Source organism: Mycolicibacterium pallens (assembly GCF_019456675.1).
Classification (GTDB): Bacteria; Actinomycetota; Actinomycetes; order Mycobacteriales; family Mycobacteriaceae; genus Mycobacterium; species Mycobacterium crocinum.
Map to the genome: position 1 here is coordinate 860,912 of NZ_CP080333.1, position 14,057 is coordinate 874,968.

A 14,057-nucleotide genomic window follows, 5' to 3' on the forward strand; every position below is an offset into this window, starting at 1 on the left:
TTCAGCGGCCGGCGTCGGCCAGCACCTGATATCCGGCGTTGTAGCCCGGGACAAACGTGATGCCCGGCCCGCCGTGGCAACCCGCACCGCCGAGGTACAGGCCCTCGATCGGAATCGGCTCATCGATGAATCCCTTGGGCCCCGGCCGGTTCACACCCATCAGCTCAGGCTGCAGCAGGCCGTGGCAGAAGTCGCCGTTGGGCGCGGCGAACATGGTGTTCATGTGATACGGCGCGAACGTGATATCGCGGATCAGGATGTCCTTGAAGTTCGGCGCGTAGCGGGTGATCTTGTCGACAACCCGTTCCGCCATCACAGTTTTCAGATGACCATGCTGCTCGCGGGGCGCCTCGATGGGGAAGCCGTAGGCGTACACACTGGCCGCATGCTTGCCGGGAGGGGCCATCTCGGGATCGCCGACCGTCGGCATCTGAATCGACAGCGCCGGGTTGTCCGGAACCTCGCCGCCACGGGCCTTCTCCCATTGGCGCTGTTGCTCTTCCGGTGAGCCGAACATGCCCACCGACATCTGCATGCCGGGCTCGTTGAGGAAGTCGTAGGGCGCGGCATATTCGGGTGCACCGTCGAGGGCGAAGTGGATCTGCATGAACGACGCCCGGTGGTCTCGACCACCCAGGCGGGTCACCAGTGATGACGGAAGATGGTCGACGCCAACAAGATCCAGCAGAGTGGTCTCGGGTGCGAGGTTGGACACCACGACTGGCGCGGAGATGATCTCGCCGTCCTTGAGGCGCACCCCGGTGACCTTGCCGTCCTCCACCAGGATCTGTTCGACCTTCGTGCGGTAGCGGATCTCACCGGCGGCCTCTACGAACAGATCGCGCAGATGATCGGCCAGCACGCCGATGCCGCCCTTGAGTTTGGTGGTCATCTGCCCACCTTCCGGCGGCATGGCCATCGCGAACGCCAAACATGTTGCGCTGCCAGGCGTGTACGGCCCGCGGTAGGTGGAGTTCACCGCCAGGAAGGCCAGCATGCCGCGGATCACGGCATGCTTCTCCTTGTCGGGCAGGAACCGGTCGACGACGTCCATCGCCGAGCCGAACAGCATCTCGTGGATGGCGCGCCGCTCGCTTTCGTCTGCGGCGCAGGCGTACATCTCGTCGATGGTCTTCGGCAGCGCCAACGCGTCGAAGCGGCCGAGCGCCTTGCCCGGGCCCGTGCTCCACGCATAGAGGTTGGCCATGGCCATCACGGCTTCCATACCGTGCTTCTCGCTGAGATGGGTCATCATCGCCATCGGGTCGCTGTGGAAGATCATCGCTTCCTCGCCGTTTTCCCCGAGGTTGACCGACATGATCTCCGACTCGATGGTCGGCAGGGTGTCCAGCCCCAGCTCACTATTGATCTTCTGCGCGGTGGGGAAGCGCACGGAGCCGGCGATCTCGTACTTGAACCCGTCGATCAACTCGACGGTGGCCGCCATGCCGCCGCTGTAGGTGTTGGCCTCGAGGCAGAGCGTGCGAAGGCCGGCCCGCTGGAGCACTGTGGCTGCGGTCAGGCCGTTGTGCCCGGCGCCGACGATGATCGCGTCGTAGTCAGTCATGCGCGGCAGCTTAGCGCCGATTCGACCAAGTTTTGTCAAATTTGTCATTACGATGCCGTTGAGTGAGCGTTGGCGTACCAAGAAACGGCGCCAACCGCTGCGTCAGCGCTCACTCAACGCGCGAGGCGATCAGCTGAAAGGCTTGCGGCGGTCCAGGATTCGCGATCCCATCCCCGCGACGCGCCACGCGCGCGCCACCAGGTCGGCGTCCTCGTCGGTGACCAGGTTGCCCATCACGCGCACCGCGATGCCCATCAACCGGGACGAGCGCATCGCGACCGGCCCGGTCAGCGGCAGGAAGCGCGGCAGTGTCAGCAGCAGCCCCAACCGCCGGGCCACCGAGAATCCGCGCCCGTAGTGCGCCTGCAACACAGCGGGCCAGGCCAAGGACAAATCCCCAGAACCCAGCATCTCGGCCGCCAGCCGTCCCGTCTCCAGGCCGTAGTCGATCCCCTCGCCGTTCAACGGGTTCACGCACGCCGCGGCGTCCCCGATCAGCACCCAGTTCGGCCCGGCCACTCCGGAGACGGCCCCGCCCATCGGCAGCAATGCCGAGGACACCGCCCGCGGCGGGCCCTCGAATCCCCAGTCGGAGCGCTTGAGGTCGGTGTAGTGCTTGATCAGCGGCCGCAACGCCACGTCGGCGGGCCGCTTCGCGGTGGCCAGCGCGCCGACGCCGATGTTCACCTCGCCGTTGCCCAGCGGGAAGATCCACCCGTAGCCGGGCAGCACCTGCCCGTCGACCGAGCGCAATTCCAGATCCGAGGAGATCCACGGTTCACCGGCCCGTGGCGACGCGAGATACCCGCGCACCGCCACCCCGTACACCGTCTCCTGATGCCACTGCCTGCCGAGCACCCGGCCGAACGGCGACCGTGCGCCGTCGGCGACGATCACCCAGCGGCACGACACCCTCGACCCGTCGGCCAGCACCACCGCGTCCACATGTCCGCGCGAATCCCGGTCCACATCAACGGCTTTCACGCCGAGCAACATGGAGGCGCCGGCGTCCTCGGCGACCTTGCGGATTCGGTCGTCCAGTTCGGTGCGGGGGACCGCGGACCCAGAACCAGGAAACGACGGTCCCGGCCAGGGCACCTCGACGTCGGCGCCGAACCCGGACAGCCGCAGTCCGTGATGGCGGATGTGGCCGTCGAGCCAGTCGCCGAGCCCCAGCCGCTGCAGTTCGAGCACGGCGCGCGGGGTCAGCCCGTCGCCGCAGGGCTTGTCGCGGGGGAACTCGGCGGCGTCGATGACGAGCACCTCGTGGCCGCGGCGGGCGGCCCAGGCGGCCGCCGCCGAGCCGGCCGGGCCGGCCCCGACGATGACCACATCTGACCGCAACTCCATGCCCCCAGTATGTTGGCAGGGTGAGTACTCCGGCCACGGTGGTAGCAGGGGTGGACTTTGGTGACCCGGCGTTCGCCAAGAGCGTCCGCGATGGGGTTGGTCGTGTCGAAGAGCTCATGAGCACCGAGCTGCGTGGCGGTGACGAGCTGATGACCGAAGCCGTCGTCCACCTCTTCGAGGCCGGTGGCAAGCGATTCCGGCCACTGTTCACAGTGTTGTCCGCGCAGATCGGCCCTGATCCCGACGCCTGGCAGGTCACGGTGGCCGGCGCGGTCATCGAGCTGGTTCACCTGGCCACGCTGTATCACGACGACGTCATGGACGAGGCGCAGATGCGCCGCGGGGCGCCCAGCGCCAACGCCCGCTGGGGCAACAACATCGCGATCCTCGCCGGTGACTACCTGTTCGCGACGGCCTCGCGGCTGGTGAGCCGGTTGGGCCCGGACGCGGTGCGGATCATCGCCGAGACGTTCGCCCAGCTGGTGACCGGCCAGATGCGCGAGACCAAGGGCAACACCAACGGCGTGGATCCGGTCGATCACTACCTGAAGGTGATCTACGAGAAGACCGCCTGCCTGATCGCGGCGTCCGGTCGATTCGGGGCCACCTTCGCCGGGGCCACCGAGGACCAGATCGAGCGGCTGAGCCGGCTCGGCGGCATCGTCGGCACGGCGTTCCAGATCTCCGACGACATCATCGACATCGACAGCGATCCCGACGAGTCGGGCAAGAATCCGGGCACCGACCTGCGTGAAGGCGTGCACACGCTGCCCGTGCTGTACGCGCTGCAGGCGACCGGCCCCGACGCCGACCGGCTGCGCGAGCTGGTGGCAGGCCCGATCGAGGACGACGACAAACTCGCCGAAGCCCTGGGGTTGCTGCGTTCGGGAGACGGCATCGCGAAAGCCAAGGCCACCGTGCAGCGCTACGCCGAAGAAGCCGGCGAGGAGCTGGCCGGTTTGCCCGACGGACCGGGCCGGCGGGCATTGGCGTCACTGATGGACTACACGATCAACCGGCACGGCTGACGGCGATTCGCGGAACTCGACGGTCGGTCCGAGGCGTTAACCTCCGGGAGAGAGTGTTTGCTCGTAGGAGGAATTGAATGACCTGGCATCCGACCGCCAACACGTTCAAGACGTTCGCGCTGCTCGTCGGGATGTCAGCGCTGATCGTCTTCATCGGTTCGCTGTTCGGTCGCAACGTGATGTTCCTGGCGTTGGTGTTCGCCATCGGCATGAACGTCTATGTCTATTTCAACTCCGACAAGCTGGCGCTGCGCGCCATGCACGCCCAGCCCATCACCGAGGTTCAGGCCCCGCAGATCTACTCGATCGTGCGCGAGCTGGCCACCACGGCGCACCAGCCCATGCCGCGGCTCTACATCAGCGACACGGCCAACCCCAACGCGTTCGCCACCGGACGCAACCCGCGCAATGCGGCGGTGTGCGTCACCACCGGGATCCTGAACCTGCTCAGCGAGCGTGAGCTGCGCGCGGTGCTCGGCCACGAACTGTCCCACGTCTACAACCGCGACATTCTTATCTCGTGTGTCGCCGGTGCGCTGGCGTCGGTGATCACCGCGCTGGCCAACGTCGCGATGTTCGCCGGCATGTTCGGCGGCAGCAACCGCGATGGCGGCCCGAATCCGTTTGCGCTACTGCTGGTTTCGCTGCTGGGCCCCATCGCTGCCACCTTGATCCGCATGGCCGTGTCTCGATCGCGCGAGTATCAGGCCGACGAATCGGGGGCCGAACTCTCGGGTGACCCGTTGGCGCTGGCGTCGGCGTTGCGGAAGATCAGCGGCGGGGTGGAGAACGCGCCGCTGCCTCCTGAGCCTCAGCTGGCCGACCAGGCACACCTGATGATCGCCAGCCCGTTCCGCGCCGGCGAGAAGATCGGCAAGCTGTTCTCCACCCATCCGCCGATCCCGGACCGGATCGCCCGGCTCGAGAAGATGGCCGGGCGCTAAGGCCGAGCTGCGGCCTAGCTGGACGTGGCCACCGCGGCGACGTTCGACTTGGTGGTCGGGCTGACGATGCCTTCCTGGCGCAGCGAGCGCAGCACCATCGCCCGCAGCTGGCGACCCACCTCGAACTGCTTACCCGGCAGGGTGCGGGCCACCATGCGCAGGTTCACGGTGTCGACCTTGATGCTCTCGACACCCATCAGGGCGGGCTCGTCGAGCAGCAACTGATCCAGGCGCTTGTCGGAGGTGGCGGCAGTCGCCACATCGTGCAGCACATCGTTGACCTTGTTCAGGTCCGCTGTGGTGGGCACCGGAATGTCGACCACGGCCCGCGCCCAATCCTTGGACAGGTTCAACGCTTTGACGATCTGCCCGTTCGGGATGGTGAACACCTCGCCGTCGCTGGTGCGCAGCTTCGTCACGCGCAGGGTGACGTCTTCGACGGTGCCCTGAGCTTCGGCAGACGATCCGCTGACCGTCAGCGCAACCAGATCACCGAAACCGTATTGCTTCTCGGTGATGATGAAGAACCCGCTGAGCAGGTCCTGCACGATCCGCTGGGCACCGAAACCGAGGGCGGCACCCAGTACGGCGGCCGGTGCGACGAGCGAGCCGATCGGCAGTCCGAGTTGGTCGAAGACGTCGACGGCGACCACGGTGTAGAGGATGGCGATCGCCACCGAGGAGATCACCGACGCGACGGCGGCGCGGTGCTTGGCGCTTTCCGAGCGCACCAGCTCGTGGCCGGTGTTGAGGCGACGCGCGATCTTGCCCGCGACCCAGTTGATGATTCGGGTGCCGATCAACGCGGCGATGATCACCAGCACGATGTGTAGGCCCTTTGTGCGGAGCCACTCGCCCAGGTTTCCGTTCCAGAAGTCGTGAAATTGGTTGGCAGCGAGGTACGTCGTTGTTAGTGAGTTCATAGTCCTTACGCGAATTGCCTTGTCATGGCGCTCGTTTGATGTGCGTGAAGCACGGGACTGTTGTTGCGTTTCCCGAACCGCTGGGTTCTACACCTTGGTGGCGTGGATCACGGCTGTGCGGCGGTGGGCGCCGGGCGCGGCCTGCCGGTTCCTGAACCCGCCGCGGTGTGGTCCAACAGCCCCTTCACGGTGTCGGACACCCGGGTCAGGACATCGTTGACCAGCTTGTCGGCCTTGTCGGACAGGCTCGTCCCGGCGCCGGATGTCGACGCCGAGCCGTCGGACCGTCCGGGCGTGAAGTCCGGGGCGGGCCGCACGACGTTCAGGCGCGGTCCGGTGTCGGCCGCGGGCGCCGCCGGGGTGGCGGGCGGCTCGGGCGCCGGGGTCGGATCGGGTGGGGGAGCCGGATCGGCCGGTGCCGATGCCGCCGGACCGGGCTGTACTGCCAGTGGCGCGGGCGTCGCGTCGGGAGCGGGTGCGGGTTGGCCGCGTACTGCGGAGCCGAGGGTCTTGTAGGCGACGAGCGTGATGTTGTTGATCCGCTGGATGATCGCGACGACCCCGTCCGGGTAGGTCAGCGTGGTGATCTGGGTGCGCGGATCGGTGTGGCACGACGTGGTGCCGGTGCAGTCCACGCCGCCGGAGGAGTCGACCGACGGCTTCGAGTCGTGATTGGCCATGGAGTTGGCGTCGGTGAAGACGTTGACCACCTGCGTCTGGGCGCGCGCATCGAACTCGTAGTTGATGTGGAAGACGTTGCCGGACGGGTCCACCGGGGCCGCGAGTTCGAGCATCAGGCTGTCGTCGGCGAGCACCTCGGTGTCGGTGTCGGCGGCCTGCATGGCGCCGTACAGGCCGACGGGCCCGCCGAGGTAGTTCGCGTACAGGATGCCGCCGTCGGCGCTGTGCTTGAACTCGCCGTCGAAGAGGTCGAAGAGCGCGTCACCGGTCGGATTCTCCGGAGTGCCGTGGATGATCAGCGCCGCCAGGTCGAAGTCGGGGGTGCTCAGGGCCTGCGGCTGGGTGGACGCCACCACCATGGTGGCGACGGCGAGGCTCAACGCCGCCGCGCCCCCGCGCAGCGTGCTTCTCATCTCCCCACCACCCGAACGGCCTCCAGATCAGCCGGAATAGGTCGAGTCTAGGCCGAGAATTGACGGAAACGTAGGGACCCGGCGGTAACAAATAGCGGCCGCGGGGTCGAAGACCAGGTGTACGCGCAGACTGCGCCGCGAGTGGCGCTTACGTAGGGTGTGGTGATGCTGAGCAGAATCCTGATCGGCCTGATGAGCGTCGCGGGCGCGGCGGCGATCGGTGTGCCGGGAACGGCCTTCGCCGATCCCGAGCCGGCACCCGCCCCGGTCCTTCCGAACGTCAACGCCTACAAACCGGTGAGCCCGGTGGACTACACGGCGATGGGTGGCAACTGGTACGCCTTCGCCGGACCGCCCGGGGTGGTCTGCGTGCTGGATCGGCAGAACGCCAGCTACGGCTGCAGTGGCGCGCTGCCCGGTGCGCCGAATGGCGCCAATCTGGTCAGCGGCGGTCCCTCCGGTGAGCCCGGATTCTCCAGCAGCGGCGCTTCGCTCTACGCCTCGGCCGGTGACGTCAAGCCGTTGCCGCCGAATTCGCGGCTGAGCTTCCGCGACATCAGCTGCGGTGTCGACGGCGGCGGCGTGGTGGCCTGCGTTAACAGCCACGACCAGGTCGGCTTCGTCGTCGGTCCGGCGGCGACGTTCACCTCCGGGCCGAGCCCGATGCTGGACCGGCCTAAGAACTCGAACCCGCTGTTCCCGTCGTTCCCGGGCTAGAAGTGTGAGTCGAGCACCTCGTGGCCGGGCTTCTCGGCCATGAGGCCGCGGTAGGCCTGCTCGACGTTCGCGCCGTGGTTGACGACGGCGTCGACCTCGCGGGCGATCGGCATGTTCAGGCCGTACTTCTCGGCGAACTCCATGATCACGCTGGCGGCCTTGACGCCCTCGGCGACCTGATTCATCGAATCGATGATCTCTTTGATGGTCTTGCCTGCGCCGAGTTGTTCGCCGACGTGGCGGTTGCGGCTGCGCTGGGAGGTGCAGGTGACGATGAGATCGCCCATACCCGCCAAACCGGCGAACGTGTCGCGATGGCCGCCGATCGCCTCGCCCATTCGGGACATCTCCCGCACCGCGCGGGCCATCACCAGCGCTCGGGTGTTCTCGCCGATGCCGAGCGAGTAGCCCATGCCGACGGCGATCGCGTAGACGTTCTTCAACGCACCGGCCATCTCGACGCCGACGACGTCGTCGGTGGTGTAGACGCGGAAGCGCTTGGTGCGGAACATCTTCGCGAGGTTGGCGGCCAGGTGCTGATCGGGCATCGCCAGCACGGCCGCGGCCGCGTAGCCGTCGGCGACCTCGCGCGCGATATTGGGTCCGGCGAGTATGCCGGCCGGATGGCCGGGCAGGACCTCGTCGACGATCTGGCTCATCCGCATGTTGGTGCCCTGCTCGAGGCCCTTCACCAGACTGACGACGGGCACCCAGGGGCGCAGTTCCTTGCTGAGTTGGGTGAGTACACCGCGGAAGCCGTGTGACGGCACACCCATGACGACGACGTCGGCGCAGTTGGCCGCCTCGCTGAAATCGGTGGTGGCGCGCAGGGTTTCCGAGAGCTCGACCTCGTCGCCCAGGTAGCGGGAGTTGCGGTGGTTCTCGTTGATGTCCTTGGCGGTGTCCTCTGAACGCACCCACTGCAGCGTCGGTCCCCGGCGGGCGCAGATGGAGGCGACGGTGGTGCCCCAGGATCCGCCACCGAGGACGACGACGTTGGGTTCGCGGCGTTCAGAAGTCATGGGGGTCAGCGTATTGCGAATACCCGATTGTTCATGGGGAGTTGGGGCAATCGGTTAGCTAGCCGGCCGCGCGCACCGGCGAGGCCACCCGGCCGAACGTCATGTCCTCGTCGATCTTGTCGATGAAGTGGTGGTCGAACGCGTCGGCGAGATAGTTCTGCCGCACCACCCACGGCCGCTTGAGACCCGACTTGGGCAGGGCGTGCAGGTTGCGCAGCACGTACCCGGCCTGGATGTCCCACGCCGGCTTCTCCGCGATGGGCTCGCCACCCAGGTGCGGGAAGGCGTGGGTGTAGCCGTGCGAGTTCATGTATTCGATCAGCTTGGCTGCTGCCCGTGCGGTCATGTCGGCGCGCAGCGTCCACGAGGCGTTGGTGTAGCCGATGCACCAGATCAGGTTCGGCACGTCCTCGAGCATGTGCGCCTTGTAGGAGAACCGTTCCTGAGGCTTGATCTCGTTGCCGTCCAAGGTGATTCGCACACCTCCGAGAGCCTGCAGCTGCAGGCCGGTCGCGGTGACGATGATGTCGGCTTCCAGATGCTGCCCTGATTTCAGCATCACCCCGGTGTCGTCGAAGCGGTCGATGTGGTCGGTGACCACCACCGCTCGGCCATCGGAGATCGCCTCGAACAAGTCGCCGTCGGCCACCAGGCACAACCGCTGATCCCACACGTTGTAGCGCGGCTTGAAGTGCACGTCGACCGGATAGCCCGCAGGCAGCCGGCTGGCGTTTTGCGCCCGGATGATCTTGCGGGCCACGCCGGGGACGGTGCGGGCGAGGAACCACACGACGCTTTCGAACGCGACCGCGAAGTAGCGGGCGAATGCGTGAGAAATCCTGCGGGGCATCACTTTTCGAACCGCTTCGATGATCGGGTTGACCCGGGATCCGGCCAGCAGGTAAGTCGGTGAGCGCTGCAGCATGGTCACCTTGGCCGCCTTCTGGGCCAACGCGGGAATCAGCGAAATCGCGGTGGCGCCGCTGCCGACGACGATCATCTTCTTGCCGGTGTAGTCGAGATCTTCGGGCCAGAACTGCGGATGCACGACGGTGCCCTTGAAGTTCTCGAGGCCCGGGAAGTCGGGGGTGTAGCCCTCGTCGTAGTTGTAGTAGCCCGACCCGAAGAACACGAAGCGGCCGCGGTAGGTCTTGCGGGTGCCGTTCTCGTCGGTGTGCACAGTCCAGGTGTCGGTCGTCGAATCCCAGTCGGCCGACAACACATGGGTGTTGAAGTGGATGTTGGGGAAGATGCCGCGCTTGTGGGCGGTGTCGTCCATGTATTCGCGGATGTGGTCGCCGTCGGCGACACCTTCCTTGCGGACCCACGGCTCCCACGGCCAGGACAGCGAGAAGATGCTGGAGTCCGAGCGCACGCCGGGGTACCGGAACAAGTCCCAGGTGCCGCCGATGCGGTCGCGTCGTTCGAGCACGACGTAACGTACGCCGGGGTTGCGCTCGGCGATGCGGTAGGCCGCGCCGATTCCAGAGAACCCGGCGCCGATGATCACGACGTCGTAGGACCCGCCATCGGCCTCGGCCGGTACGGGTTCGGTTTCCGGAGTGGCGGTCATCGCGGTCCTCGCTTCGCATGTGTGGTGACGCTCACCACATTTACCACTGACCGGTTGGTCGGGGCGAGGGGCTTAGGTCTACCGATAGTTAACGAACTGCAGGGCCACGTCGAGGTCGGCGCCCTTCAAGAGCGCGATGACGGCCTGCAGGTCGTCACGCTTCTTCGAGCTGACCCGGATCTCGTCGCCCTGGACCTGCGACTTCACGCCCTTGGGGCCCTCGTCGCGGATGAGCTTGTTGATCTTCTTGGCGTGCTCCTGGTCGATGCCCTGCTTGAGCGTGCCGCTGACCTTGTAGGTCTTGCCGCTGGCCTGCGGTTCGCCGGCGTCGAAGGCCTTCATCGAGATGTCGCGGCGGATCAGCTTTTCCTTGAAGACGTCGACGGCGGCCTTGACCCGCTCCTCGGTAGAGCTGACGAGTTCGATGACCTCGTCACCCTTCCAGGCGATCGTGGTGTCGGTGCCGCGGAAATCGAACCGGGTGCTCAGCTCCTTGGCTGCCTGGTTCAGCGCGTTGTCGACCTCCTGGCGGTCGACCTTGCTCACGATGTCGAACGATGAATCCGCCATTGGACCCCTCCTCGGTGTGATCGGCCGGTTTGTGTTTGGGGTACATCCTCGTTGTACCCTGCTACTCGCACCAAACCGGATCTCCGGCGCGGCGCACCCAGGCAGGTTGCCCGAGCGGCCAATGGGAGCGGACTGTAAATCCGTCGGCGGAAGCCTACACAGGTTCGAATCCTGTACCTGCCACCAGTGATGGCCCTACTCAAGCCCGTTTCGACGGGCTTGATTTCATTCTGGGGCCGCGTTGCACCACGACGGCGTATGCGGTGTGAGTTGGGATCGGTAGCGGGACGGGCGGCGTTCACTTGCCGCATGTCCGGTTCACCGAGGGCCGACCGCAACCATGAGGAGCCCACCGTGACGCGATCCGGGCTTGTCAACGGTCCCTACGACCTACCCGAAGCTGACCGCAGCGACAGTGCTGTGCGCCGAGGACGTCTCGCCGCCGGGCTGGCGACGACCGCTCTTGCGGCCGGTGTCGTCGCGCTGAGTGTTTTCAGTCCGGGTGCGGGTTCCGCCCAGGCGCAGCCTCGGATTCCGATACCCGCGGACGATGGCGGGTGGGGCCCACCGCATCACTGGTGCCCGGGGGAGCAGCCCGTGCCGATGACGGGCAATCACATCACCGACCCGTTGAACTGGGACTGGAACACGTGCCATACCTATTACTTCCTCTGGAGCGGTATGGGCAACGTCTCCAACATGATCTGGGACGGTGAGAATCCTCCGCCGAGGCCGGCCCCTCCGATGGGTCTCTACTGCGACCCGGGAACGTTCTTCGGGAACTGCCGGATTTCTGACCATCCCTGAATCAGGATTCGTGCGGAACGACGCGCTGCTCAATTCTTCGCTAGATCTGTGGGATTATTGACGAGTGCGTAATAGATGTCGGTGTTGTCCGCCCGGCTGTCGTAGCTGAACCGCGATGGACCTGGTAGCCCTGGCGCGAGCCCGTCAGGCGGTGCTGCGACTCGGAGTCGTGCTGATCATGGTCGGCGCGATGATCGTCGGCACGTCACCCGGCGACTGGCTCGAGCAGTGCATCTGGATCGGGGTGTACGCGCTGGCGGCAGTGGGCGCGGCCATCCTCGCGGTGTCCCCGGCCGGCAAGCTGATCAGCGGGCCGCGATGGCGGATCGCCACCGCCGCGACCGACATCGTGGCGCTGACCGGCTTCCATCTGCTGACCTCGGGTGGCTACGTGCCGCTGCTGCTGGTTGGGCTTCTTCCGCTGATGGTGATCGTCGAACTGCCGTGGCGGCGTGCGGCAATAGTGTTGGCGCTGAGCGTGATTGCGTTCACGGGGACATTGCTGGCCGATACGTCGATCCATCAGCGGATCGGGTGGCCGGCGGCCTGGTTCCTTGTCGCGCTCTACACATATCTCTGCTGTGCAGCATTTCTCGCGAACTATGTCCACGCGCGCCAGATTGCCGAAGTCTCGTCCGAGCGCACGGCGAGCGAGCGCCTGGCCTACCAGGCCACCCACGACGAGCTGACGCGTCTGCCCAATCGGGCCTACGTCCTGGCCCGTATCGCCGACGCCCTCACACGAGATGGACGTGATGCGCTGTCCGCGGTGTTGTTCCTCGACGTCGACGATCTGAAGGTCATCAACGATTCGTTGGGTCATGAGGCCGGGGACACCATGCTTCAGGTTGCCGCACAACGACTTCAGCAGTCGGTACGCACCGAGGATGTGGTCGCCCGCCTCGGCGGCGACGAATTCGTCGCGATGCTGTTCGGTTCGTCGCCGCGCGACGTGCTGGACCGACTCAGCGAGCGGATGCATGCCGCATTGGCGGAGCCGATGCGCATCGGTGACACCACTCTGCGCATCACGGCAAGCATTGGCATCGCTCCCATCGCCGAGCGCGACACGCGGGACGCGGCTGCCATCCTGCGTGACGCCGACCTTGCGATGTATCAGGCGAAGAGGCTGGGTCGCGGCAAAACTGCTTACTTCTCAGCAGAACTCGTCGACTCCAACGGCTCGGCCTAGTCGGCTCACACCGACAGGATGTGACCCTCGTTGGCGGGCACGGTGCCATCCAACAGCGCGCGGTAGCACTGCTCGACGGCGTCACGACCGTGTCGCGTCACCACCGTCATCCAGGGCTGCTCCGCGTTGTCGATGCGCGCCATGAACGCCGTCCACGCCGAGGCCATCCGCTCCTGAAGCCCGTCCGGTCCCCACTCGGCCGCACGCTTGCGCGCCTGTTCCGGCGCGAAGAACAACTGTGGCGGCGGGCCGGGCAGGTCACCTCCGCCACCGAGGGCGTCCCAATGCGTCGCGCCCACCGCGCAGCTGTAGGCCAGCAGATCGCCGAGCCTGGAATGGACTGCTAGACGCACCGCCGTGTCACCGCTCATGTCGATGTAGACCGACGCGACCTCGGCAAGGGTGGCCGCGTCGTCGTAGCGGAGGACATCGTCGTAACAGCCCAGCGAGCGGGTGAATTCGGCGTTCGTCGGCGACGTGAGCCCGACGACCGTCACCTCCCCAGGGGTGCCGCGGCGCTGCGCGAGGCAGAACGCCGTGCCGTACGCGGTCTTGCTCGACGCGCTGGACAGGATCACCGTCTTGGCGCCGAAGAACTCGTTGTCCGCGAGGAAGTCGTCGATGAGAAACGACGTGGCGAACAACGGCCGCAGCAGCGCCTGCTGCGCCTCGCGGTCGGCCCGATACCCCGGATCGGCGCTGCACCGCACGTACTGGTTGTACACCGCCTGCAGCGCGCGCCGGTGTTCGGATCCGTCGGCGAAGCCGCCGGGATGCACGTCGGTGACCTGCAGGACCGCCTCGTCGGCGATCGGCCAGTAGCCGTAGAAGCGCTCGTCGACTTCGATTCCGGGACAGCGTGATTCGACGACGGAGGCGAAGCCCCATACCGGAACACGGCCCGTATCCGGATCACCGGTCGGATAGAACTGCCAGTAGTTCATGACGTCGCCGAGCGCCGCATAGGTGATGTTGTTCGACGTCAGAGCGAAGGCGTCGATACGCAGGCGCACCTGACCCTCGTCGAGGCTCGGTGCAGGCGACTCGTCCCAGTGGGTGGTGCGCAGGTCGTTGCGTTGTACCACGAAACTTTCGGTCATGAATTCCCATCGAACCATGCCGCGTTGCAATGTGTTTCAGGAATGACGATGAACGCAAGCACCCGGACCTCGCCTGGCCGGTAGCACATTCTTTGGGCGTAATCGCCGCGAATACCAGAGCTGTCGCGAAGGATCCCGACGGTATGCCGAAGGTTTCGGTTCCGGTAGGG

The 14,057-nt window shown here is 66.2% G+C and carries 13 protein-coding genes and 1 tRNA gene; 6 read left to right on the forward strand and 8 right to left on the reverse strand.

Going from position 1 to position 14,057, the window contains the following annotated elements; all coding sequences use genetic code 11:
- Nucleotide 1: 1 nt before the first annotated feature.
- Complete coding sequence (locus K0O64_RS04090; RefSeq protein WP_096309932.1) at nt 2–1,567, reverse strand: phytoene desaturase family protein; 1,566 nt, start codon at nt 1,565–1,567, stop codon at nt 2–4.
- A 129-nt stretch (nt 1,568–1,696) separates the two neighbouring features.
- The gene (gene menJ / locus K0O64_RS04095) at nt 1,697–2,917 is read right to left on the reverse strand and encodes a menaquinone reductase MenJ (RefSeq protein WP_220046074.1); all 1,221 of its coding nucleotides are present in this window, start codon (nt 2,915–2,917) and stop codon (nt 1,697–1,699) included.
- A 20-nt stretch (nt 2,918–2,937) separates the two neighbouring features.
- Here menJ and grcC1 point away from each other — a divergent pair, with 20 nt between their 5' ends.
- Entirely contained in the window at nt 2,938–3,945 is a 1,008-nt protein-coding gene (gene grcC1 / locus K0O64_RS04100) for a nonaprenyl/(2E,6E)-farnesyl/geranylgeranyl diphosphat synthase (RefSeq protein WP_174714104.1), read from the forward strand.
- Between the two features lie 77 nt (nt 3,946–4,022).
- Entirely contained in the window at nt 4,023–4,889 is an 867-nt protein-coding gene (gene htpX, locus K0O64_RS04105; protein WP_220046075.1) for a zinc metalloprotease HtpX, read from the forward strand.
- Between the two features lie 14 nt (nt 4,890–4,903).
- Here htpX and K0O64_RS04110 read toward each other — a convergent pair whose 3' ends face one another.
- The gene (locus K0O64_RS04110) at nt 4,904–5,812 is read right to left on the reverse strand and encodes a mechanosensitive ion channel family protein (protein ID WP_220046076.1); all 909 of its coding nucleotides are present in this window, start codon (nt 5,810–5,812) and stop codon (nt 4,904–4,906) included.
- Between the two features lie 107 nt (nt 5,813–5,919).
- Nucleotides 5,920–6,906: a hypothetical protein gene (locus K0O64_RS04115; protein WP_220046077.1), complete on the reverse strand. Its 987-nt coding sequence runs from the start codon at nt 6,904–6,906 to the stop codon at nt 5,920–5,922.
- Between the two features lie 165 nt (nt 6,907–7,071).
- Here K0O64_RS04115 and K0O64_RS04120 point away from each other — a divergent pair, with 165 nt between their 5' ends.
- Nucleotides 7,072–7,623: a hypothetical protein gene (locus K0O64_RS04120; RefSeq protein WP_083542961.1), complete on the forward strand. Its 552-nt coding sequence runs from the start codon at nt 7,072–7,074 to the stop codon at nt 7,621–7,623.
- Here K0O64_RS04120 and K0O64_RS04125 read toward each other — a convergent pair.
- The 3 genes from K0O64_RS04125 to K0O64_RS04135 all read right to left on the reverse strand — a co-directional run bounded on the left by K0O64_RS04125 (nt 7,620) and on the right by K0O64_RS04135 (nt 10,788).
- On the reverse strand, nt 7,620–8,645 hold the full coding sequence (locus K0O64_RS04125; RefSeq protein ID WP_220046078.1) for an NAD(P)H-dependent glycerol-3-phosphate dehydrogenase: 1,026 nt from the start codon (nt 8,643–8,645) through the stop codon (nt 7,620–7,622). The two genes, K0O64_RS04120 and K0O64_RS04125, sit on opposite strands and share 4 nt — an antisense overlap.
- Before the next feature lie 58 nt (nt 8,646–8,703).
- Nucleotides 8,704–10,218 (reverse strand): flavin-containing monooxygenase, encoded by a 1,515-nt coding sequence (locus K0O64_RS04130; RefSeq protein ID WP_220046079.1) that lies wholly within the window; start codon nt 10,216–10,218, stop codon nt 8,704–8,706.
- Nucleotides 10,219–10,296: 78 nt separating this feature from the next.
- Entirely contained in the window at nt 10,297–10,788 is a 492-nt protein-coding gene (locus K0O64_RS04135) for a YajQ family cyclic di-GMP-binding protein (protein WP_071947634.1), read from the reverse strand.
- Between the two features lie 100 nt (nt 10,789–10,888).
- Between K0O64_RS04135 and K0O64_RS04140 the strand changes: the two genes are divergently transcribed.
- From K0O64_RS04140 to K0O64_RS04150, 3 genes are all read left to right on the forward strand, one after another.
- Nucleotides 10,889–10,974 (forward strand) — tRNA-Tyr (locus K0O64_RS04140).
- Nucleotides 10,975–11,097: 123 nt separating this feature from the next.
- Nucleotides 11,098–11,595, forward strand: a complete 498-nt coding sequence (locus K0O64_RS04145; RefSeq protein WP_220046080.1) for a hypothetical protein — start codon at nt 11,098–11,100, stop codon at nt 11,593–11,595.
- 115 nt (nt 11,596–11,710) lie between these two features.
- Nucleotides 11,711–12,787, forward strand: coding sequence for a GGDEF domain-containing protein (locus K0O64_RS04150; RefSeq protein WP_220046081.1), 1,077 nt, complete (start codon nt 11,711–11,713; stop codon nt 12,785–12,787).
- 5 nt (nt 12,788–12,792) lie between these two features.
- Here K0O64_RS04150 and K0O64_RS04155 read toward each other — a convergent pair whose 3' ends face one another.
- On the reverse strand, nt 12,793–13,887 hold the full coding sequence (locus tag K0O64_RS04155) for a DUF2855 family protein (protein ID WP_225933616.1): 1,095 nt from the start codon (nt 13,885–13,887) through the stop codon (nt 12,793–12,795).
- Between the last annotated feature and the right edge of the window lie 170 nt (nt 13,888–14,057).

Excerpts from the sequence above, each read along its gene's own strand:
- K0O64_RS04135 (WP_071947634.1), bottom strand. The coding sequence starts at position 10,788 with ATGGCGGATTCATCGTTCGACATCGTGAGCAAGGTCGACCGCCAGGAG.
- K0O64_RS04115 (WP_220046077.1), bottom strand. The coding sequence starts at position 6,906 with ATGAGAAGCACGCTGCGCGGGGGCGCGGCGGCGTTGAGCCTCGCCGTC.
- K0O64_RS04145 (WP_220046080.1), top strand. The coding sequence starts at position 11,098 with ATGTCCGGTTCACCGAGGGCCGACCGCAACCATGAGGAGCCCACCGTG.
- K0O64_RS04120 (WP_083542961.1), top strand. The coding sequence starts at position 7,072 with ATGCTGAGCAGAATCCTGATCGGCCTGATGAGCGTCGCGGGCGCGGCG.
- K0O64_RS04110 (WP_220046076.1), bottom strand. The coding sequence starts at position 5,812 with ATGAACTCACTAACAACGACGTACCTCGCTGCCAACCAATTTCACGAC.
- K0O64_RS04125 (WP_220046078.1), bottom strand. The coding sequence starts at position 8,645 with ATGACTTCTGAACGCCGCGAACCCAACGTCGTCGTCCTCGGTGGCGGA.
- K0O64_RS04090 (WP_096309932.1), bottom strand. The coding sequence starts at position 1,567 with ATGACTGACTACGACGCGATCATCGTCGGCGCCGGGCACAACGGCCTG.
- K0O64_RS04155 (WP_225933616.1), bottom strand. The coding sequence starts at position 13,887 with ATGACCGAAAGTTTCGTGGTACAACGCAACGACCTGCGCACCACCCAC.
- K0O64_RS04150 (WP_220046081.1), top strand. The coding sequence starts at position 11,711 with ATGGACCTGGTAGCCCTGGCGCGAGCCCGTCAGGCGGTGCTGCGACTC.
- htpX (WP_220046075.1), top strand. The coding sequence starts at position 4,023 with ATGACCTGGCATCCGACCGCCAACACGTTCAAGACGTTCGCGCTGCTC.
- menJ (WP_220046074.1), bottom strand. The coding sequence starts at position 2,917 with ATGGAGTTGCGGTCAGATGTGGTCATCGTCGGGGCCGGCCCGGCCGGC.
- K0O64_RS04130 (WP_220046079.1), bottom strand. The coding sequence starts at position 10,218 with ATGACCGCCACTCCGGAAACCGAACCCGTACCGGCCGAGGCCGATGGC.